Genomic DNA, 21,599 nt, shown 5'->3' on the forward strand with positions numbered 1-21,599 from the left:
TTTGACGCCTCAAGCCCTGGCTGCTTTCGCCCTGTTGCTCTTGGTGATAGCCGCCCTGCCCTCGCGCGATGTCGTTGACGTCGCGCGCTTCCAGTCTGAACGTGGGTTCCGTGTGAGCCTGCCGGTAAGCGTTGTCGTGCTTATTGTCCGGCTTTCCACAATCGCGGTCGGTATCGGCGTGGCCTCGCTGTTTGTCGCTGCCATGCCGGATGGATTGATGCTGGCGAGATATGTTGCCGGCGCTTTCCTGCTTGTCAGTCTATTGAAGCGTCTGCTTGCCATGCGAAAGCCGCTGGCGCTGGCCGACAATGACAATATGCCCGAGCGGTCAATCACCGGTATTCTGCGTTTCATCCTCGCCAGAACCCGCTTTTCGACCGAATTCCTGCTTGGCCTTTCCCTCGTCGCACTTGTCGTACCCGCCGCACCGATGACGCGTGAAGCCGGTCTTTCATTCGGGCTGATCACCCTGGCTGTGATGGTGATTGTTCTTGCTGCATACACCCTGTTTTCCCATCAGCTTTTGACATTATTCGCACGCCCGCGCAGTCTTGCGCGCAAGGAGCGTATTGAAAAACTCCTGTCCTCCGGACTGCCGCGTGTCTCGGCCCGGTTCCGCCGCAACGCGGCCTAGATCTGCCCTTCTCCCTCTTCACAGCCTTTTGTCATCAAGCTTTTGCAAAGCGCGATTAACCACGGGAAAACCGGCGGACGCTGGCAAGTGTTCAACAGCGCCGCGTGAGGTCTGACCGCGCTTTGCGAAAGATGGGGCATTACCGCATGAAGGCACAAGAGACCGGGGCCGGACACAAGCGGCCACTCGACAAATCGCTTCTCCAACACAAGCCACTATCGCGGGACGGACTGTCAGAACGTCTGTTCGGGCTGATGTTTTCCGGCCTTGTCTATCCGCAGATATGGGAAGATCCCGCCGTCGATATCGCGGCCATGGCGCTTGAGAGCCACCACCATATCGTTACCATCGGCTCAGGCGGCTGCAACATGCTCGCCTACCTTACCCGCGCGCCGGAGCGGATCGACGTCGTTGACCTCAATCCGCATCACATCGCGCTCAACCGGCTGAAGCTTGCAGCCTTCCGCCACCTGCCCGACCACGCCGCCGTGCTGCGTCTGTTCGGTAATGGGGAAAAGGGCAGTGCTTCCGACTATGACCGCTACATCGCCCCGCATCTTGACCCGGAAACCCGACGTTACTGGGATGGGCGTGACGGGCTTGGACGCCGCCGCATCACCGTTTTCGAGCGCAATATCTATCGCACCGGCCTGCTCGGTCATTTCATCGGCGCCGGCCATGTGGTCGCCCGGCTTTACGGCGTCAGGATCGCCGATCTGACGGAGACCCGCTCGCTGCGCGAACAGCGGCGCTTCTTTGATGAGCATATCGCACCGCTGTTCGACAAGCCGCTGATCCGCTGGTCGACGGCACGCAAGGCCTCACTTTTCGGGCTAGGCATTCCGCCGCGCCAATATGACGAACTGGCCCGTGAAAGCACCGATGGCACGCTGGCGCCGGTTCTGCGACAGCGTCTGGAGAAGCTCGCCTGCCAGTTTCCGCTGCGCGAGAACTATTTTGCCTGGCAGGCCTTTGCACGGCGCTATCCCGATGATCGGACCTGCGCCATGCCGATCTATCTCCAGCGGGAGGCTTTTGACGATATCCGCAATCACGCCCGCCGGGTCACGGTCAATCACGTCAATTTCACCGATTTCCTGGCCGGCAAGAATGTGAATTCGATTGACCGCTATGTTCTGCTCGATGCCCAGGACTGGATGAATGACGATCAGCTTCAGGCACTCTGGCGCGAAATCGACCGGACGGCGCGTCCGTCAGCACGGGTGATCTTCCGCACCGCCGCAGCCGAAAGCGTGATCAAGGGACGGCTGCCTGGCGAGATCGATGCCCGCTGGTCCTATCTCGTGAAAACGTCGGAAGAGCTCGGCATGCTCGATCGCTCGGCGATCTATGGCGGCTTCCATATCTATGAGCGGAACGTCGCATGAGCGGGGCGACGGCAAGCCATGCCGCAGCCATGGATGCGATGTATCGCTATCAGCGCCACATTTACGACCTGACCCGCAAATATTACCTGTTCGGCCGTGACCGGATGATCGACGGGCTCGCTCTCCAGCCCGGCATGAGCCTTCTCGAACTCGGCTGCGGCACGGGCCGAAATCTCAGGCGCGCATCGCAGCGCTTTGCGGGCGCAGAACTCTACGGTCTCGATATTTCTGAGGAAATGCTGGCATCTGCAAGGCACACATTCAGGCACAGCAGCGCCCCCCCACGGTTTAGAACAGGTGATGCAACCGCCTTTCAAGCCAGCGACTTTGGCCGCCCGGGCTTTGACCGCATCATGATCGCCTATGCGCTTTCAATGATCCCGGACTGGGAGCTGGCCATCGAACGCGGCATGGAAGCTCTGCTGCCGGGCGGCGCGCTTCACATCGTCGATTTCGGTCAGCAGGAACAACTGCCGCGCTGGTTTCACCATGGCCTGACCGCCTGGCTTGACAGGTTTCATGTGACGCCGCGCCGAAATCTCGAGGCCGTGCTGAAACAGACCGCCATTCACCACCACGCCAGCCTGGAATTTCGCGCAATAAACCGTGGATATGCCTGGCTTGCAGTGTTGCGCCGGCCCTCTCCCATGAATTGAACGCATTCCGCCTCTTAATGAAAGCTTAGGCTGTGCGGGCTAGGCTCTGCAGCCATGTGGCAGCGCGTTCCGCCGCCCCACGAAGCAGCGTTGAGGAGACATTGATGCTTTCGAACCATACCCGGGCCTTGCTTCTGGCGGCCGGACTTTCGACTTTCGCCGCTGGCTCGGCGCTTGCCGCAAACCAGTGCGGCGCCCCTCTTCCCACCTTCCTGTCCGGCGTGAAGGCCGAGGCCGTTGCCATGGGCCTGTCGCCCGCTGCAGCGGATGCAACCCTTTCAGGCGCATCGATCAACAGCAAGGTACTGAGTATGGACCGCGCCCAGGGCGTGTTCAAACAGACCTTTCTTGAATTCTCGTCCCGCACGGCCAGCCAGGCACGCCTGACCAAGGGCAAGCAGCTGATCCAGAAATATGCCAGCACCTTTGACCGTGCGAACCGCGAATTCGGCGTCCCGCCAGGCGTTTTGACCGCATTTTGGGCCATGGAAACCGATTTCGGCGCCGTTCAGGGCAATTTCAACACCCGCGATGCCCTTGTCACTCTCTCCCATGATTGCCGCCGTCCCGAAATTTTCCGGCCGCAGCTTCTCGCCCTCGTTGAAATGACCCAGCACGGCGATTTTGATCCGTCAACAGAAACGGGCGCCTGGGCTGGCGAACTCGGCCAGGTGCAGATGCTGCCGCGCGACATTATCGAATTCGGCGTGGATGGGGATGGCGATGGCCATGTCCGGGTCAAGCAGAGCGCGCCCGATGCGCTGCTGACGGCGGCCAACTATCTGAAAAGCCTCGGCTGGCGCGCCGGTGAACCCTGGATCCAGGAAGTGACCCTGCCGCAGAACCTGCCCTGGGACAAGACCGGATTTGGCGGCGGCCTCAGCGCCGGTGACTGGTTCAAGCTGGGCGTCACACCGCGCGATGGCAATACCAAATTCGGCGGCCTGCCCACAGCACTGCTGCTGCCGCAGGGCCGCTACGGACCGGCTTTCCTGGCTTATCCGAATTTCAATGTCTATCTGCAGTGGAACCAGTCCTTCATCTATACGACCTCGGTCGCCTATTTTGCCACCCGCTTTCAGGGTGCGCCCGCCTATAGCGCCGGCAAGCCGGAACCTGGTCTTTCGGACGCGCAGATGAAGAAACTTCAGTCGATCCTCGCAGCCAAGGGATACGACGTCGGGGCCATCGACGGCATCCTCGGTTCCGGCACGCGTGATGCCGTGCGTCAGGAACAGGCCCGCCTCGGCCTGCCTGCCGATGGCTGGCCGACATCCGCATTGCTGAACGCCTACTGAGCCAAGGCCAGCAAACAAAAGAACGCGCGGCCCCCGGACCGCGCGTTTTGCTATCTGCCTTTGCCTCACAATGCAAAACGCCTCCCGAAGGAGGCGTCTCATGATCAGTCGATATCCTCGATGTCGGAGCCTGCACCGCCTTCGATGCGGTGGGCCAGCGCCGCCTCCATGAAGGGGCTGACAGCACCGTCCAGCACATCGGACGGGCTCGTGCTTTCAACACCGGTGCGCAGATCCTTGACCAGCTGGTAGGGCTGGAGAACATAGGAACGGATCTGGTGCCCCCAGCCAATATCGGTCTTGGAGGCAGCTTCCTTGTTGGCAGCGTCCTCACGCTTCTGCAGCTCGGCTTCGTACATTCGCGCGCGCAGCATGTCCCAGGCCTTGGCACGGTTCTTGTGCTGCGAACGTTCCTGCTGGCACTGCACCACGATCCCGGTCGGAATATGGGTGATGCGCACCGCCGAATCGGTCGTGTTGACATGCTGGCCGCCAGCACCAGAAGCACGGTAAGTGTCGATGCGGCAGTCGCTTTCATTGATCTCGATATTGATCGAGTCATCGACGACCGGATAGACCCAGACCGAAGAAAACGAGGTATGACGGCGGGCATTGCTGTCATAGGGCGAGATACGCACCAGGCGGTGAACGCCCGATTCGGTTTTCATCCAGCCATAGGCATTGTGACCCTTGACGAGAATCGTCGCAGATTTGATTCCAGCCTCTTCGCCATCATGGACTTCCATGACATCGACCTTGTAGCCCTGACGCTCTGCCCAGCGGATATACATCCTGAGCAGCATATTGGCCCAGTCCTGACTTTCCGTACCACCGGCACCGGAATGGACTTCGACATAGGTATCATTGCTGTCGGCTTCGCCGGAAAGCATCGCCTCGACCTGCTGACGCGCCGCATCGGCCAGCAGATGGCGCAGTGCACCTTCTGCCTCGGTGACGACATCCTGATCATCCTCAGCCTCGCCCATTTCTATGAGCTCGACATTATCGGCAAGTTCGCTCTCTATCCGGCGGACGGCAGAGATGCCTTCTTCCAGCAGCTGGCGCTCACGCATCAGCTTCTGGGCTTCCTGGGCGTCGTCCCAGATGCTCGGATCTTCGGCCTTGTTATTCAGCCAATCCAGTCGTTTGATTGCCTGATCCCAGTCAAAGATGCCTCCTCAGCAGGGCGATTGCCTGCTTGGTTTCGTCGACTACAGATATGATTTCCGCGCGCATGATTCTCTTTTCTCGTGCTGGCGTTCAATGGTTTCGGTGGTGAAATAAGGTTCGGCGGCCAATCTGTAAACCCCTCCCGCCATGCAGGATGGCAGAAGGAGTCCGAGATCAAACCGTCAAATGTCAGTAGAGGCCGCTGGCGCCGGTCGAGATTGCCTTGTTGGCCTGGCCGGAATCCTTGAGGATCTGTTCCGGCGGCACATAGCCAGCCATATCGATAACGTCGAGCGACTGCGCCGGGCCCGTGCCAGGCTTGAAGGCTTCAACAATCGCACCGGCATCACCCGGATTGGCCGCCATACCGGTCTGGCGATTGACAGCAATATTGAGCATGCCCTCCGGCTCAATGAAGTTTTCCACCGGCAGCTGCTTCAATGCATCCGTCATGAATTCGTTGAAAATCGGCGCGGCCAGACTGCCGCCGGTTCCCAAATGGCCAAGCGGGGCCGGCTGGTCAAAACCGACATAAAGACCAGCAACGAGATTGGGCGTGAAACCGACGAACCAGGCATCCTTTTCATCATTGGTGGTCCCGGTCTTGCCGGCAACCGGCCGATCAAGATGAACGGCGGTCGCACCGGTACCGCGCTGGATCACGCCTTCCATCATGGTAGTAATCTGATAGGCGGTCATGGGATCGAGAACCTGCTCGCGCGTATCGACAAGCACAGGTTCATCCTGCCCGGTCCACTGCGCCGCATTGCAATCCATGCACTGGCGGTCCTCATGCTGGAAGATCGTTTCGCCATAGCGGTCCTGAATACGGTCAATCAGCGTCGGCGTGACCTGCTTGCCGCCATTGGCGATCACCGAATAGGCCGAGACCATACGCATGACCGTGGTTTCGCCCGAACCAAGCGCCATAGCCAGAACCGGCTCCATATGATCGTAGATACCGAAGCGTTCGGCATAGTCGGCAACAACATCCATGCCAAGGTCATTGGCCAGCCGCACGGTCATCAGGTTCTTCGACTTTTCAATACCGGTGCGCAGCGTCTGCGGACCGGAAAAATCGCCGCCGTAATTCTGCGGCTTCCAGATTTCACCGCCCGATTCGATCTCGATCGGCGCATCCATGACCACCGATGCGGGTGTATACCCGTTATCAAGAGCGGCCGAATAGACGATCGGCTTGAACGAGGAGCCCGGCTGACGCATCGCCTGGGTCGCGCGGTTGAACTGGCTCTTGGAAAAGGCGAAACCACCCGACATTGCCAGAACGCGGCCCGTCTGCGGGTCCATGGCAACAAGACCGCCCTGCACCTTGGGGATCTGACGCAGACGATAGGCATCGCCCGTATCACCGACGGGTTCAACATAGATGACGTCGCCGGGTTCCAGCACGCCTGCAGGGCTCTTGGCGTTCTTTTTGCCCTTTTCCTGGAAACGGTAGGCCCACTTCATGTCGTCGGCGCTGATACGCCCCGTCACACGCGCTGTGTCGACCTTGTTGCCAGCGTTGATCGGCGGGCGAATGCCGATATCGACACCCTTGTCGTCAACGCCGAGCACAACGGCCAGCTTCCATTCCGGCACATCCCATAGCGGCGCGATTTTCGAAAGCGGAATGCCCCAGTCGCCAGCGGTGTCGATATGATCGACCGGCTTCTGGAAGCCCGCCTTCTCGTCATACTTGACCAGTCCGTCGCGCAACGCCTTGTTGGCAAATTCCTGCATCTGCGGATCAAGCGAGGTTCGAACAGAAAGCCCGCCCTCATAAAGCGTCTTTTCCCCGTATTTTTCGAGAAGATCGCGGCGGACGGCCTCGGCATAATATTCATCACCGGCAACCGCGCCATTGTCATGTGAACTCACCACACCCAGCGGCTGCTGCTTGGCCTCATCGGCCTCCTCATCGGTAATATAGCCATTTTCAGCCATGCGATCGATGACCCAGTTGCGACGCTCCAGCGCGGCATCGGGATGACGGTAGGGATCGTAATTGGCGGGGCCTTTCAACACGGCAGCCAGATAGGCGCTTTCAGCGATCGTCAGATCAGAAACGGGCTTGTCGAAATAGGTCAGCGCCGCATCGGCAATGCCATAGGCATTCATGCCGAAATAAACCTCGTTGAGGTAAAGTTCGAGGATCTTGTCCTTGGAATAGGCCTGCTCAATGCGGAAGGACAGGATCGCCTCCTTGACCTTGCGCTCGATGGTCTGGTCGGAGGACAGAAGAAAGTTCTTGGCAACCTGCTGGGTGATAGTGGAGGCGCCGACCGGACGCCGGCCGCTGCCAATATTCTTGATATTGGTGAGAACAGCGCGGGTCAGACCAACAACGTCAATACCGGGATGGGTGTAGAAATTCTTGTCTTCCGCCGACAGGAACGACCCGCGCACACGCATCGGAATCGCATCGATCGGCAGGAACAGGCGACGCTCATGCGCATATTCGGTCATCAGGTCACCATTTTCGGCATAGATGCGGGTGGTGACCGGTGGTGCATACTGGCTCAGAACCTCATAATCCGGCAGATCCTTGGCGACCCGGCCCAGATAAAGCGCAACGCCAAGCGCCACGACGAGGAACATGACACAGGCCAGTCCGAAGAGATAACCGATGAATTTGAATACACCCACTTTAGTCAATATCCTGTTTTTCGCCGCGTCGCAGCCGGCATGCCCGTCTCAGGCCCAGGCGCCCTCATCGACGCCCACAGATCACTGCGCAGATAGCGCTGCTTCCTTGCGAAGGAAACACCTTACTGGCAATTTACGATGATTGTGGGCATTTTACGACGCCGGACAATAGTCATGATAGCAATAGAGTACACTCCATTACTTTTTGTTGCATTCCTGCGACTCTGACCTCAACCACCGGACATAGTTGTTTCGTGATATTGTTTGACAGCTTTTACAAGGCGATCCACCAGCAATGTCCGCCAGGCAGGGTCCTGCATGCGCTTTTCATCATCTGGATTGGACAAAAATCCAATCTCAAGCAGCACTGACGGAATATCCGGCGCCCTGAGCACCTGAAAGCCGGCATAGCGGTGCGGATTGTTGATCAGCCCGATCTGGCCGTTGAACGAATCCACAATCTTGTCGGCGAAATCGATGGAAAAATTCTGGGTCTCGCGCCGCGTCAGATCGAGAAGAATATCGGTCACCGCCTCGGGCTCGTTCGTGCTGGGAATACCGGCGATGGAATCGGAAAGGTTTTCACGCCGCGCCATGGCAGCCGCCAGCCGGTCCGATGCCCTGTCGGAAATCGTGTAGACCGTGGCACCGGAAATCTCCGGCTGCTGGGTGAGCGAATCGGCATGAAAGGAAATGAACAGATCTGCATCATGCTGACGGGCGATCTCGACACGTTGTGACAGCGTGAGATACTCATCCTTGTCGCGCGTCAAAAAAGCATCATAGCCACTCTCCTGCTTCAGACGCGCGGCGAAGGCCTTGGCAAAGGCCAGAGTGATGACTTTTTCGGGCGTGTGGGTATCCTCGCCCATGGCACCATTGTCGATACCGCCATGGCCGGCATCAACGGCAACGAGAAAATCGTCATTCTGCCGCGGAATGACCGCCGGATCGCTGACGGTCTCTGACGACAGTGCCGCCGCACCTTCATCTGCCTGCTTCTGCAACTGATCAGCCAAAAGTGTGGAAAACTGGTCATCCGTGATCATGGCGAGATCGATGACAAGGCGGAACCCGTCAGTCTCTGACTTGCGCACTTCACCAAGGGTCAGCTTCATTGCCCTCGCACCGGTGAGCACGATGCGGGCGCCGCCCTCCGGCGTCGAACCATAGCGAATATCGGAAATCAGGCCGCGTGGATTGAGTGCACCATCGGGAAAGCCGAAAGCCGTCGGCGGCAGCGATATAATCACCCGGTCGGGATTGGCGACGTAGCGGTAGCTGAAACTCGGCTCCCGGTCGAAATCAACCACCAGTCGCGCGCGGGCATCGTCGCCGACAAGCAGCCCGTTATAGGCAATCAACGGCGTTTTCTGCGTCGCGTCTGCGGCCTCGCCACGCTCCGTATTCATGACAAATGTCAAGCAAAGCAAGGCCATCACCATCATGACAGCGCGCACAATGAAACCGTGTGCCGTTTTGCCAACAGCGCTTGCTGTTTTTCTGCTTCTGCTTTCGCCCATTATTTCCTTCGCAGATCGTCGCACAAGACAGGAGGTTCGCCTTGTAATTGCATTGAATATAAATTCAAAATACTTATCTCTTGGCATGTTGCCTTGCAGAATGAAAGCGGCGATTTTCCGGCCGCAACCGCATTTTTGGCCGCAATGCACGCGGTGATTTCACCACCGGTCGGTCAAACATTTCGATCAACAGGCTTTTTTCTTGAAATTGTTGCGTGAAAAACATAGAAATGCAGATTAGGCGAAGCGTGTAGACGGGATAGGTCCGCGTAACGGCTGCCAGGAGACCAGCTCTGGCGCCATGACTTGCGTGAGGACATCCGCCGTTAATCCATTCGCTGACTTGTGAATCTCCGCTTGCAGACGCTCCAGGAAGATGGGCGTTGCAGCGATAGCGTGCACCGCTCGTTACTGGGCAAATTCATCGGGTCCTGACGGACCTTGGCATTATTTTGAGTTCGATTGGTTCCTATGATCCCGACGCGCAATTTCCTCCAGGCACACGGAAGAGCCCCTGACAGTTCTTCCGTTGGCATGATCGAGAGACGCGTCCGTCATGAACCGTCAGAATTACATTCATCCGGCAGCAGTAAACAACGCATCGCCCGCCCGCCAGCTGGTGGCCTTCGGCGAAATCCTGTTTCTGCCCGCCGAGGAGCTTTCCTTACATGGCAGACAAAATGCTTATCGACGCCTCCCACGAAGAGGAGACGCGCGTCGTTGTTGTACGTGGAAATCGGATAGAGGAATTCGACTTCGAATCGCAGCACAAGAAACAGCTGCGCGGCAACATTTATCTGGCGAAGGTCACGCGGGTGGAACCCTCCCTGCAGGCCGCCTTTGTTGACTATGGCGGCAACCGCCATGGCTTCCTCGCCTTTTCTGAAATCCATCCGGATTATTACCAGATCCCGCTTGCCGACCGTCAGGCTCTGCTCGAGGATGACGAGGAGGATGACGACGATCAGGACAGCCAGCTGAGCGAACCGGCCGAGGCTGCAGAAAAGGTGGCCGAGGAAAAGGCCGCCAAGCCGAAGCCGCGCACCCGCCGCGGCCGTGGCAAATCAAAGACCACAGCCAAGACCGACGACGAAGCCGCCACACAAGAGGCACCGGCGGACAAGACCGAAGCCGAGACCGCCGAGGCCGCGACGGCTGAAAATGCAGAGATTGGCAACAGTGAAGACGGCAATGAAAACGGCCCGTCGCACATGGCAGCCGAGGTTGATGCCGACATCGTTTCCGAAGATGTTGATGACGACGAGGCTGATCAGGTCGAATCCGTCGGCGCGGAAGATGCGCAGGAGGAGTTGCCGGAACGCGCCAGCCGCAAGCCGCGCAAGCAGTATCGTATCCAGGAAGTCATCAAGCGCCGGCAGATTTTGCTGGTTCAGGTGGCCAAGGAAGAACGCGGCAACAAGGGCGCGGCACTGACCACCTATCTGTCGCTTGCCGGCCGCTACTCGGTGCTGATGCCGAACACTGCGCGCGGTGGCGGCATCTCGCGCAAGATCACCAATCCGGCAGACCGCAAGCGGCTGAAGGAAGTTGCAAAGAATCTCGAAGTGCCAAAGGGCATGGGCGTGATCCTGCGCACGGCCGGTGCCAACCGCACCAAGGCAGAGGTGAAGCGCGACTTTGAATATCTGATGCGCCTTTGGGAAAATGTCCGTTCCAAGACGCTGACATCAACGGCGCCCTGCCTTGTCTATGAGGAGGGCAGCCTGATCAAGCGCTCGATCCGTGACCTTTACAACAAGGATATCAACGAGATCATCGTTTCCGGCGAAGAAGGCTATCGTGAAGCCAAAGACTTCATGAAAATGCTGATGCCAAGCCATGCCAAGGTTGTTCAGCCCTATCGCGATATCCACCCGATCTATTCGCGCTCCGGTATTGAGGCGCAGCTCGACCGCATGCTGCAGCCGCAGGTGACGCTGAAATCCGGCGGCTATCTGATCATCAATCAGACGGAAGCACTGGTGGCGATTGACGTCAACTCCGGCCGTTCGACTCGCGAACACTCCATCGAAGACACCGCGCTGCAGACCAATCTGGAAGCGGCAGAAGAAGTCGCGCGCCAGCTGCGCCTGCGCGACCTTGCCGGTCTTGTCGTGATCGACTTCATCGACATGGAAGAAAAGCGCAACAACCGCGCCGTCGAAAAGCGCCTCAAGGATTGTTTGAAAAACGATCGCGCCCGAATCCAGGTCGGCCGGATCTCGCATTTCGGCCTTCTTGAAATGTCGCGCCAGCGTATCCGGGCCTCCGTGCTGGAATCGACCACCCAGGTCTGCGCCCATTGCGGCGGCACCGGTCACGTTCTGTCGCAGTCTTCCGTCGCGCTGCATGTTCTGCGCGGCATCGAGGAATATTTGCTCAAGAACACGACCCACGACATCACCGTCAAGACCACCCCGGATATCGCGCTTTATCTGCTGAACCAGAAGCGCAATTCCATTGTCGATTACGAGACCCGTTTCGGCCTGTCGATCAGCATTCAGGCCGAAGACGAGATCTCGGGACGCCACTTCGATATCGAGCGTGGCGAACCGGTTGAAAATCCGGTCAAGATCGAAGCCCTCTTCAACTTCGCTCCCGAGGAAGAAGAAGAAGAAGTCATCATCGAAGCCGATGTTGAGGAAGAAGAAGGCACGGCCGAAGCCGAGGCGCCGCGCGACGACGAGAGCCGCAGTTCCAAGCGTAAACGCCGCCGGCGCCGTCGTGGCGGTCGTGGTGGCCAGAACAATAGCGACGAAGCAGAAGCAGCCAGCGACGCAGAGCAGCAAAGCGATGACGCCGCCGAGAAAGCCGATAGCGACACCGTTTCGGAAGAGACAGCCGCCGAGGCTGGCGACGACGCTGCGGCAGAAGATGCACCGAAGCGCAAGCGCCGGCGCGGCAAGCGTGGTGGACGTCGTAATCGCAGTGACGAGACGGCCGCCCAGCAGGACGGCGATACGGCAGAGGCTTCAGACACCGAAGACACCGAGGCTTCGGAAGCAGCAGATGCTGACGTCCCGGCAGAAGCAGCGGCCGAAGCTGAAGCAGGCGTTCCGGAAGAAAAAACCGAAACGGCCCAGGCTGAGACTGTTGAGCAACCGGCCGAATCCGAACCGCAGGCAGCAGCCGAAACGGTCGTCGAAGAGGCCGCACCGGCAGAGCAGCCAGCAGCGGAAACCGCTGTTGAAGAGACCGCACCGGCAAAGCCTGCACGCCGGCGCCGCGCCCCCAGGAAGAAAGCCGCCGAAGCCGAGGCAGCCCCGGTTGAAGACAGCAAGGTTGAAGCCCCGGCTGTAGACGTCAGCAAGGCCGAAGAGGTCGTCCCGACTGATGCTCCGGCTGATGCAAGCGAAGCCGTTGAAACGGTCACAGCCGATACATCGACTGAAGAACCCGCTGCTGAAGAACCGGCGGCCGAGGAAACCGTGGAGACAGCAGAGGCAGAGGCAGCGCCTGAACCTGCCCCCGCAGCCAGCAGCGAGCCGGTGGTCACCTCGAGCTTCAACAGCGATGACGAGGAAACCAAGAAGCCGAAGCGCGGCTGGTGGCAGCGCCGCGGTTTCTTCTGAGACCGGATCAATCGGTGAAATTGAAAGCGCCGGCCCCGAAAGGGCCGGCGTTAGCTTTTGGCGAACCGTGCCCCCTTCTCTGACGTCATGCCTGTGCTTGGTTCACTCGCGTCCAGCCAACGCCCGTCTGCGCGGCAAAAGAGCCACTCCATTCAAAACCCTATGAATCTGGATCCCCTTGAAGCAAGCGCCGGGATGACGGCGGCGGGATGGTTATCTCCCCCCGAACGAGCAATCTGAATGGCTTCGTCAGCAGCCTGACGCCGGGGCCTAACGGACTGTCGTCTTTATAGCCATATCCTATCGAGCGATTATGGCCGCCTGCGTTCCATGATCAGGGTGGGTTGGCCGCGATATTCCCCCATGGCCATTTCTTGGTATCCGTTTTTTTCGGCAACCCGGATTGATGCGGCATGCTGCGGATCGAAGATACACACCGTGCGATCTGCCTCAAGATACTGATCCCCCCAGGCAATTGCGGCCGCCACGGCTTCGCTGGCAAGGCCGCGCCCGTGGGCCGCGGGAACCAGTGTCCAGCCGATCTCCGGCCAGGCATCGATCGACGGCGTGATCTCGCGCCTGTTTGCGGCAAAGCCGATACCGCCGATGAAGGCCCCGCTATCGCGGTCCTCCACCGCCCAGTAACCGAAACCAAGGGCATGCCAGTGCCCGATATGACGCAGCAGCCGCTCCCAGCTCTGCGAACGCGGCTGTGGCGTGCCCGAAATGTAACGAACCACCACCGGATCCGCCCACATGGCCGCAAAATCCTCGAAATCATCCAGTCTGAAACCACGCATGCGGATGCGCGCGGTCAGGAGTTGCGGAACATCATGATTGTCACCTGACATATTCCCAACCTCAAACTTTAAGCCAGTTGCCAAGCCGCCCGACGGCCTCGACAATCTCGTCATAGGTACCGGCGTAAGACAGCCGCAGAAAGCGCGCGCCCTCCTCCGGGTCAAAATCCGCGCCCGGCGTCACCGCCACATCGGCCCCGGCGAGGATCTGCCGGGCAAGCGCCATGCTGTCATTGGAATAGCGGCTGCAATCGACATAGGCGTAGAAGGCGCCATCCATGGGCGAGACAACAGGCAGGCCGATATCAGGCAGGGCCTTCAGCAGGAAATCACGGTTTGCGCGGTAGCGGTCCCGGTAGACATCGAGCTGCGCACGCGCGCCGAGTGCGGCCTCGGCGGCGACCTGCGATAATTCGGGTGCTGAAATATAAAGGCTCTGGGCAATCTGCTCGATTGGCCGCACCATCATCTCCGGCAGCACCATCCAGCCAACGCGCCAGCCGGTCATGCAATAATATTTGGAGAAGGAATTGATGATCACCGCATTGTCGGTAACCGAAAGCGCCGAGGTTTCCTCACCGGAAAAAACCAGGCCGTGATAGATCTCATCAGAGATGAAGGCGGCATTGCGGGCGTCGCACCAGTCGGCGATCGCCTTTAGTGCCGCCCGGCCGGTGACTGTTCCCGTGGGATTTGCGGGGCTGGCCAGAAGGACGCCGCGAATGGTGACCCCATGGGCGCGTTCGGCCGCTTCCAGCCCTTCTGGGCTGAGGGTAAAGCCGCTTGCCGCATCAGCCGCCACTTCTACCGGGATGAGGTTCAGCGCTTTGAGGATATTGCGATATGCGGGATAGCCGGGCTTTGCGATGGCAACGGCATCCCCCGGATCAAAGAGCGCGAGGAAAGCGAGATTGAAGCCCGCCGAAGACCCCGTCGTCACCGCAATGCGGGCAGGGTCAACAGAAACACCAATCCGGCTTTGATAATCCGCCGCAATGGCGCTTTTCAGCGACGCCAGCCCGAAGGCGTCGGTATAGCCGACATGGCCATGGGCAAGGGCTTCACGGGCAGCCTCAAGGGCTGCATCGGGCGCGGGAAAGGAAGGCTGGCCTACGGCAAGCGAGATGACAGGGCGCCCCGCCGCCTTCAGACGATTGGCCTCCGCCAGCACATCCATGGCATGAAAGGGTTCGACTTCGCTGCGGTGTGAGGGGGAGATCATCGGCATGTCCTTGCGGGATTTCTAGCTTATATGCCTTCGATGAACCATCACGGCTTCAATCTCAACCACCGAAAAGCATTCTTCGCCCTGTAATCATGTTGCAAAGCGAAGTTTATAGGACATAGCTATGGACATCGCCGCCGTTTTTGCACAATTCAAATCTAGGCAAAGGGCGCGCCCGCATGGCTTGCCGCCGCGCGAAACCAAGGGGACAACATGGCTTCCAAGGGACTGACACTTGCAATCGCTGCGGTTTTCGCAACCGCCATCGCATCAGCTGCGGCAACCACCGCAGCAATCTATCATTTTACACCGCCGGTCCAGGCCGTCGCGGCCGAGACACCGGCAGACACCGGTCAGGACGATTTCGGTCAGCGCGTCCATGACTATCTCGTCGCCAATCCGGAAGTGATGCTTGAGGTTCAGACTGCGCTTCAGCAAAAGCAGATGGCCGAGGAACAGGCCGCCGCCAAGGCAGCACTGGTTGCCAACAAGGACAAACTGCTGGAGCCGGATCACGATGCCGTCTTCGGCAACAAGGACGGCGCCATCAATGTCATTGAGTTCTTTGACTATAATTGCGGCTACTGCCGTCGCGCCGTGCCGGATATGGACGGCATCATCGCCAAGAATGACGATGTTCGTTTTGTGCTGAAGGAAATTCCGGTTCTGGGCCCCGATTCAGAGGCGGCACAGAAGATATCCTATGCGATGCTGCGCGTTGCGCCCGAAAAATACAGCGATTTCCATCATGCATTGATGGAATCAGGTACCAAGGCCAATGAGGAAACTGCAATCGCGGTTGCCGGTTCGCTTGGCGTCGACGAAGCGACGATCCGTCAGGCGATGAAGGATTACCCGGCCAAGGACGCACTTGATCCGCATTTTGCGCTCGCCCGCGCCATTGGCGTCACCGGAACACCGGCCTATATCATCGGCGACACGCTGATCCAGGGAGCCGTTGGCGCAGACACGCTGCAAAAGGCGATCGACAATGTCCGCAGCTGCGGCGATGCCAACTGCTCGTAAGCATGGCCTGGTTGAGGCTCTTTTTCAAGAAAGCCGCCTTAACCAAGCTGTTTTATGGCTTTTCTGGGGGCTTTTCCTCTTAGACGTGAACGTCTATAGGTGAAGCAAAAATCGGAATTGACGTATGACACGCAAGATTTACGTATTGAACGGCCCGAACCTCAACCTGCTGGGTCAGCGCGAGCCGGGCATCTACGGTGCTTTGACACTGGCCGATGTTGAGGCTGCCTGCCACAAGGAAGGCGACGCGCTCGGCTTTGAGATCGACTTCCGTCAATCCAATCACGAGGGTGTTCTCGTCGACTGGATCCACGAAGCCCATTCCAATGCCGCTGGCGTTGCCTTTAATCCGGGCGCCTATGGCCACACATCAATCGCGCTGCATGACGCCATCAAGGCGGTCGCGGTCCCTGTTGTTGAACTGCATATCTCCAATATTCACGCCCGTGAGGCCTTCCGGCACAAGAGCATGATCTCGCCGGCGGCGAAGGGCATGATCTGCGGCTTCGGCCAGGACAGCTACCTTCTGGCACTGCGTGCGCTCAAGACACTCACGGAATAAAAAGAACCAAGGAAAGACACCCCATGGCTGATGAAAAGAAGGCAATCGACGCGACGCTCGTTCGCGAACTGGCAGTGATTCTGAAAGACACTGACCTGACCGAGATCGAGGTTGAGCAGGACGGTCTGCGCATTCGCGTCGGTCGCGATATCGTCGTCCAGCAGGCCCCGCAGCAATTCGCCTATGCGGCGCCGCAGGCAGCGCCTGCTGCAGCTCCCGCTCCGGTCGCAGCCGCAGAACCTGCCAAGGCCGCGCCGAAGAATGAGAACGCGCTGAAGGCCCCGATGGTCGGCACCATCTATCTGGCACCGGCTCCGGGCGCACGCCCCTTCATTGAAGTTGGTGCCAATGTCAAGGAAGGTCAGACGCTTCTCATCATCGAAGCCATGAAAACCATGAACCAGATCCCGGCGCCGAAAAGCGGCAAGATCGTCGAGATCCTGGTCGAAGATGCCCAGCCCGTCGAATATGGCGAGCCGCTGGTCGTTATCGAATAACGGGCGGCTGATCACATGTTCAACAAAATCCTCATCGCCAACCGTGGCGAAATCGCACTGCGCGTGCAGCGGGCCTGCAAGGAGCTCGGCATCGCCACCGTCGCGGTCCACTCCACGGCCGACGCGGATGCCATGCATGTTCGCCTGGCCGACGAGAGCGTTTGCATCGGCCCGCCCTCTTCGCGTGAAAGCTATCTCAATATCCACCAGATCGTCGCGGCCTGTGAAATCACCGGCGCCGATGCGGTGCATCCGGGCTATGGCTTCCTGTCGGAAAACGCCAAATTCGCCGAAATTCTCGAGGCCCATGGCATCACCTTCATCGGCCCGACGTCGGAACATATCCGCCTGATGGGTGACAAGATCACCGCCAAGGCAACGGCGGAAAGCCTCGGCATTCCGGTTGTTCCGGGTTCCGGCGGTTCAGTCGACACAGACGAGGACGCGATCCGCGTTGCAGCCGAAATCGGCTATCCGGTGCTGATCAAGGCAACGGCTGGCGGCGGCGGTCGCGGCATGAAGCTTGCCCGCACGGAAGACGATCTGCTTGAGGCCTATCGTACCGCACGCGGCGAAGCCGGTGCAGCCTTCGGCAATGACAGCGTCTATATGGAGAAATATCTCGACACGCCGCGTCATATCGAAGTGCAGGTATTTGGCGATGGCGAGGGTGCCGCCGTGCATCTGGGCGAGCGCGACTGCTCGCTGCAGCGCCGTCACCAGAAGGTCTGGGAAGAGGCCAATTCGCCCGCGCTCAATGTCGAGCAACGGATGAAGATCGGTGAGATCTGCGCCGATGCCATGCGCAAGATGAAATATCGCGGCGCTGGCACGATCGAGTTTCTCTATGAAAAGGGCGAGTTCTATTTCATTGAAATGAACACCCGTCTGCAGGTAGAGCACCCGGTCACCGAAGCCATCACCGGTATTGACCTCGTGCACGAGCAGATCCGCGTTGCCGCAGGCAATGGCCTTTCGGTCACGCAAGACGAGATCAAGTTTTCCGGTCACGCGATCGAATGCCGCATCAATGCCGAGAACGCCCGCACCTTCCGTCCCTCACCGGGCACAATCACGCATTTCCACGCCCCGGGCGGGCTGGGTGTACGCATCGATTCGGGCGCCTATCAGGGCTACAAGATCCCGCCCTATTACGACAGCCTGATCGGCAAGCTGATCGTCTATGGCCGCACCCGCGTTGAATGCATGATGCGGCTGAAGCGCGCACTGGACGAATTCGTCGTTGACGGAATCGACACGACCCTGCCGCTGTTTCAGGATCTGATTGCCAACCAGGATATCGCCAATGGCGATTACGACATTCACTGGCTGGAGCATTATCTCGAAGATAAAGCCGAGTAGCAGAGGCGCGATACGACGGACATGGGAAAAAACGCAAAGGGCAGCGGCATCACGCCGGAACTGCTTCTGAATGCCTATAGCATAGGTCTTTTTCCCATGTCCGAATCGGCTGATGACCCGGAATTATTCTGGGTCGAACCCGACATTCGCGGCATTATTCCGCTGGATGGACTACATATCTCCCACAGCATGAAGAAGGCGATGCGCCGCCATCCCTTCGAAATCCGCTTCAATCATGATTTTGATTCGGTCATGCGCGCCTGCGCCGCACCGGCGCCAGACCGGCCGGAGACCTGGATCAACGCCGAAATCCTCTCGCTTTACAAGGGCCTGCACCAGATGGGCCACGCCCACAGTGTCGAAGCCTATGAGGATGGCGTTCTGGTGGGCGGGCTCTACGGCGTTTCGCTTCGATGCGCCTTTTTCGGCGAGAGCATGTTCTCCCGCCGGCCCAATGCCTCGAAAATCTGCCTCGTCCACCTGGTTGAACGCCTGCGTGAAAATGGCTTCATGCTGCTCGACACGCAGTTCACCACCGAGCATCTGAAATCCATGGGCGCGATCGATATTCCCAAAGACGAATATATGACCATGCTCAACGCGGCTCTGGTCTGGCCGGACAAGCCATTTCCGTGATTGTCCGGGCGGCCGCTGCCGCCCGTCACGCCTCAGCTGTTGTTATATTCCGCCAGCCACGGCTCTGCCGGATCCGCTTCGGCGTAAGAGAGCCCTTCCGCCTGCAGCCAATCCTTGAGATAGCGGTGAAAATCGCCTGATGTGTACTGCACCGGTCGGTATTTGCTGTTCCACAACCCCGGAATGAACTCGCCATCAGCATTGCGGCTGCCGCCGCTCCAGTCATCCCAGGGGGCTTTGGCGTCGATATGAGCACCGATCCGTGAATTCATCACCACGCATTTGCCAACCGCTTCCAGCACGTCGAGCGAGATTGTGCCAAGCGGTGGATGATCGAGTTCCGAAGTCTCGGCGAGCCGTGTACGATAGCCCTCGATATTCGGCGTGCCATAGGGCGTGGCGCGCACCGTCTGGAACCATTGCCGGCCAAGAGCGAAGGTCCCTTTCAGCGCCGCCGCGCTGCCATCATGGGTGAAATCGCAATCGTTGAAGACGATGCCATAGCGCGTGGCGATATTGGTCGACGGCGCCACGACATAGGTGTGGCCGACACGGCTGCCGAGCGAGCGGATTTCGCAGGCATCAAAGAAGGCCGTGGAACGCCCGAAGATGAAATCGATATCGCCTTCCACCATGCAGTGGCTGTAGAAGGAGCGGACCGTATGCCCCGGCACACGGCTCTTGAAATAGAGCGTGTCCTGAAAGCTCCTGAAGCCGACATTTTCGAAATGCACCCGGTCAGCATTGTGGATGAGCGCGGCCACGGCCTGATGCCAGCCGATGGCGAACTGGCCGTTCGCATTCTTCGGTCCACCCTTGCCGTCTTCGCAATGGGAATTCACATCCGCGCGATCGGCATTATAGGCATTGTGGATGGTCAGGTTCTTCGCCTGAAAGCCGTCATTCTCGACCCGCAACACGGATGCATTCTCGGTCGAAAGGCGCGGCAGCGCGGCATTGGCGCGGAAAATATCGGCAATCTCGGGCTCAAGCCCGTCGAAGACCGGAGTGAATCTGCGGCCATATTCTGCGCCCGTCATGCCCTGGTCTATGGCGATCTTTATCGCTGTCGCCGTCGCATCATCCGACAAGCCGTAAAGCGTGATCGCCACAGGCTTGCCGTCGACGATCAGTTTCGGCACATAGACGAGTTCTTCATAGGTGCCCGGTTCGATCGCGATATAGGCACGCCCGGATATGGCGCCTGCTTTGGCCTTTTTTACCGCTTCGTTGACGGCCAGCTGAATACTGGCAAAACCGCCCTCACCGACCCGGAAATCGGGTTTAACGGCGCTCTTTCCGGCCATGAAGGTATCAGCCTTCGGATCCCATGGATCAACACGCTCGGCGCCGGCCCGCCCGGTATATTTCATCACTTCGAGATAGTGGTAGCGAAGCGCCTGCTCGTCAGTCAGCTGAGGCCGGGTTGAAGACATGGTTTCCTCCCATGGCGGAATGATGCGTGAGTTCTCTGGAAAGGGACAGAGCCGGAACCGGCGACCCAAAGTGCAGACTAGCATATCTGTTTTGAAAATGCTTGTCATGACCTGTCGCAAAGCCAGTGCTGCCAGCTCCGCCTCCCACGATCTGGGACGGTCTCAATGATCAGGGCTTGGGAATATCCGACTTTTGGGCGCAGCCGGTCAGCCAGACGTCATAGATCGAATCCTGCACGGCATTGAGCGCCGGCGAATCAGCAAACATCCAGCCGGAGAAGATCCGGTCGACGTCCTGCTTCAGCGACACCTTGTCGACCTGTACGAAGGCATCGACACGCTGGGCCTCGGTATCATCCCGCGAATAGCAAACCCGAGGCGTGACCTGCAGACGGCCGAACTGCACCGTCTCGCCCACATAGGCGCTGAATGTGTAAGTCCGTCCGGTGATCTTGTCGATGCCGCCAAACACGGCAACGGGATTCTCGATCTTCTCCGCCCTTGCCTCAGACAGCGGCAGAAACGCCGTCACAAGCGCCACCAGCGCGGCGCTTCCGGTAAAAAACGAGGAACGAGAAACATTCATGCGAAGATCCTTGAACGACCAAGCGCGGCATCAGCCGCGCTTTATCATGCCTATCCGCACTCACCTAACAAGCAAATGCGGCAAAATGCGATCAGCTGCCCGGCGTCCAGGCATCGTAATCGCCTGTGACCTTGGGCCGTTCGCCAGCAGCAGCCAGCGATCCCGGCGGCCGGTAGGCTGCTGCCGTGCCTGTGCGGTTGGGAATATGCGGCTTCTGCCACGCACGCGGCTGATAATTATCCTTCGTCGGCGGCGTATCGGTGCGGTGATGCATCCAGCCATGCCAGCCCGGCGGAATGGAGGACGCATCGGCATAGCCCTTGTAGATGACCCAGCGCCGCGTCAGACCATAGGTCGACTTGCTGCCCTCATAATAGACATTGCCGAATTCATCTTCGCCAACCTTCTTGCCGAAGCGGCGGGTAAAGACGTCCGTCCCGATCGTCGAACCACGCCACCAGATGAACATCTTCGTCAGAAAACCAGCCATTGTCCTATCCTGTCGAAACGCGCACCGGCCAGGCCGGCGCATGTCGAATGTCATGTTTTTATGGCGTCTTGCACCGGGCTTGTCCAGTG

At 58.9% G+C, this 21,599-nt stretch carries 18 protein-coding genes; 10 read left to right on the top strand and 8 right to left on the bottom strand.

Annotated features, from left to right (window positions below):
* The first annotated feature begins 1 nt into the window (after nucleotide 1).
* The 4 genes from FJU08_RS03375 to FJU08_RS03390 all read left to right on the top strand — a co-directional run bounded on the left by FJU08_RS03375 (nucleotide 2) and on the right by FJU08_RS03390 (nucleotide 3,976).
* Entirely contained in the window at nucleotides 2-634 is a 633-nt protein-coding gene (locus FJU08_RS03375) for a hypothetical protein (protein WP_141147544.1), read from the top strand.
* A 146-nt stretch (nucleotides 635-780) separates the two neighbouring features.
* Nucleotides 781-2,022 carry a BtaA family protein gene (locus tag FJU08_RS03380; protein WP_141147545.1) on the top strand — a complete coding sequence of 414 codons (1,242 nt, stop codon included), beginning with the start codon at nucleotides 781-783 and terminating at the stop codon, nucleotides 2,020-2,022.
* Entirely contained in the window at nucleotides 2,019-2,678 is a 660-nt protein-coding gene (locus FJU08_RS03385) for a class I SAM-dependent methyltransferase (protein WP_235890559.1), read from the top strand. Before FJU08_RS03380 ends, FJU08_RS03385 begins: the two co-directional genes overlap by 4 nt.
* Nucleotides 2,679-2,782: 104 nt before the next feature.
* The gene (locus FJU08_RS03390; protein WP_141147546.1) at nucleotides 2,783-3,976 is read left to right on the top strand and encodes a lytic murein transglycosylase; all 1,194 of its coding nucleotides are present in this window, start codon (nucleotides 2,783-2,785) and stop codon (nucleotides 3,974-3,976) included.
* 104 nt (nucleotides 3,977-4,080) lie between these two features.
* On the opposite strand, the gene prfB is transcribed toward FJU08_RS03390, so the two are convergent.
* The 3 genes from prfB to FJU08_RS03405 all read right to left on the bottom strand — a co-directional run bounded on the left by prfB (nucleotide 4,081) and on the right by FJU08_RS03405 (nucleotide 9,207).
* Nucleotides 4,081-5,212, bottom strand: a protein-coding gene (gene prfB / locus FJU08_RS03395) for a peptide chain release factor 2 (RefSeq protein ID WP_141147547.1) whose coding sequence is annotated in 2 segments (ribosomal slippage) — nucleotides 4,081-5,142 and nucleotides 5,144-5,212 — 1,131 coding nt in all. Because the reading frame shifts where the segments join, the coding sequence is not laid out codon by codon here.
* A gap of 123 nt (nucleotides 5,213-5,335) precedes the next feature.
* Nucleotides 5,336-7,747: a penicillin-binding protein 1A gene (locus tag FJU08_RS03400; protein WP_141147606.1), complete on the bottom strand. Its 2,412-nt coding sequence runs from the start codon at nucleotides 7,745-7,747 to the stop codon at nucleotides 5,336-5,338.
* Nucleotides 7,748-8,025: 278 nt separating this feature from the next.
* The gene (locus tag FJU08_RS03405) at nucleotides 8,026-9,207 is read right to left on the bottom strand and encodes an N-acetylmuramoyl-L-alanine amidase (protein WP_181409730.1); all 1,182 of its coding nucleotides are present in this window, start codon (nucleotides 9,205-9,207) and stop codon (nucleotides 8,026-8,028) included.
* A gap of 779 nt (nucleotides 9,208-9,986) precedes the next feature.
* On the opposite strand from FJU08_RS03405, the gene FJU08_RS03410 reads away from it, so the two are divergent.
* Nucleotides 9,987-12,890, top strand: coding sequence for an Rne/Rng family ribonuclease (locus FJU08_RS03410; protein WP_141147548.1), 2,904 nt, complete (start codon nucleotides 9,987-9,989; stop codon nucleotides 12,888-12,890).
* Nucleotides 12,891-13,201: 311 nt separating this feature from the next.
* On the opposite strand, the gene FJU08_RS03415 is transcribed toward FJU08_RS03410, so the two are convergent.
* Together FJU08_RS03415 and FJU08_RS03420 are read right to left on the bottom strand one after the other, a co-directional pair.
* Complete coding sequence (locus FJU08_RS03415) at nucleotides 13,202-13,741, bottom strand: GNAT family N-acetyltransferase (RefSeq protein ID WP_141147549.1); 540 nt, start codon at nucleotides 13,739-13,741, stop codon at nucleotides 13,202-13,204.
* Nucleotides 13,742-13,751: 10 nt separating this feature from the next.
* A complete protein-coding gene (locus FJU08_RS03420; RefSeq protein WP_141147550.1) occupies nucleotides 13,752-14,912 on the bottom strand; it encodes a pyridoxal phosphate-dependent aminotransferase in 1,161 nt (386 codons plus the stop codon).
* 216 nt (nucleotides 14,913-15,128) lie between these two features.
* On the opposite strand from FJU08_RS03420, the gene FJU08_RS03425 reads away from it, so the two are divergent.
* The 5 genes from FJU08_RS03425 (at nucleotide 15,129) to aat (ending at nucleotide 18,998) form a co-directional block, all read left to right on the top strand.
* A complete protein-coding gene (locus FJU08_RS03425; protein WP_141147551.1) occupies nucleotides 15,129-15,941 on the top strand; it encodes a DsbA family protein in 813 nt (270 codons plus the stop codon).
* Between the two features lie 124 nt (nucleotides 15,942-16,065).
* A complete protein-coding gene (gene aroQ, locus FJU08_RS03430) occupies nucleotides 16,066-16,503 on the top strand; it encodes a type II 3-dehydroquinate dehydratase (RefSeq protein ID WP_141147552.1) in 438 nt (145 codons plus the stop codon).
* A 23-nt stretch (nucleotides 16,504-16,526) separates the two neighbouring features.
* Nucleotides 16,527-17,000: an acetyl-CoA carboxylase biotin carboxyl carrier protein gene (accB, locus tag FJU08_RS03435; protein ID WP_141147553.1), complete on the top strand. Its 474-nt coding sequence runs from the start codon at nucleotides 16,527-16,529 to the stop codon at nucleotides 16,998-17,000.
* A gap of 15 nt (nucleotides 17,001-17,015) precedes the next feature.
* Nucleotides 17,016-18,362, top strand: a complete 1,347-nt coding sequence (gene accC, locus FJU08_RS03440) for an acetyl-CoA carboxylase biotin carboxylase subunit (RefSeq protein WP_141147554.1) — start codon at nucleotides 17,016-17,018, stop codon at nucleotides 18,360-18,362.
* Nucleotides 18,363-18,383: 21 nt separating this feature from the next.
* A complete protein-coding gene (gene aat / locus FJU08_RS03445) occupies nucleotides 18,384-18,998 on the top strand; it encodes a leucyl/phenylalanyl-tRNA--protein transferase (protein ID WP_141147555.1) in 615 nt (204 codons plus the stop codon).
* A 32-nt stretch (nucleotides 18,999-19,030) separates the two neighbouring features.
* Here the strand turns inward: aat and FJU08_RS03450 are convergent, their stop codons facing one another.
* The 3 genes from FJU08_RS03450 to FJU08_RS03460 all read right to left on the bottom strand — a co-directional run bounded on the left by FJU08_RS03450 (nucleotide 19,031) and on the right by FJU08_RS03460 (nucleotide 21,510).
* Nucleotides 19,031-20,434 (bottom strand): pectinesterase family protein, encoded by a 1,404-nt coding sequence (locus tag FJU08_RS03450; protein ID WP_181409731.1) that lies wholly within the window; start codon nucleotides 20,432-20,434, stop codon nucleotides 19,031-19,033.
* 169 nt (nucleotides 20,435-20,603) lie between these two features.
* Complete coding sequence (locus FJU08_RS03455) at nucleotides 20,604-21,020, bottom strand: DUF2155 domain-containing protein (protein ID WP_141147557.1); 417 nt, start codon at nucleotides 21,018-21,020, stop codon at nucleotides 20,604-20,606.
* A 91-nt stretch (nucleotides 21,021-21,111) separates the two neighbouring features.
* Complete coding sequence (locus FJU08_RS03460; protein WP_141147558.1) at nucleotides 21,112-21,510, bottom strand: NADH:ubiquinone oxidoreductase subunit NDUFA12; 399 nt, start codon at nucleotides 21,508-21,510, stop codon at nucleotides 21,112-21,114.
* Nucleotides 21,511-21,599: the final 89 nt, after the last annotated feature.

The sequence above is a fragment of the Martelella alba genome (assembly GCF_006516955.1).
Classification (GTDB): Bacteria; Pseudomonadota; Alphaproteobacteria; order Rhizobiales; family Rhizobiaceae; genus Martelella; species Martelella alba.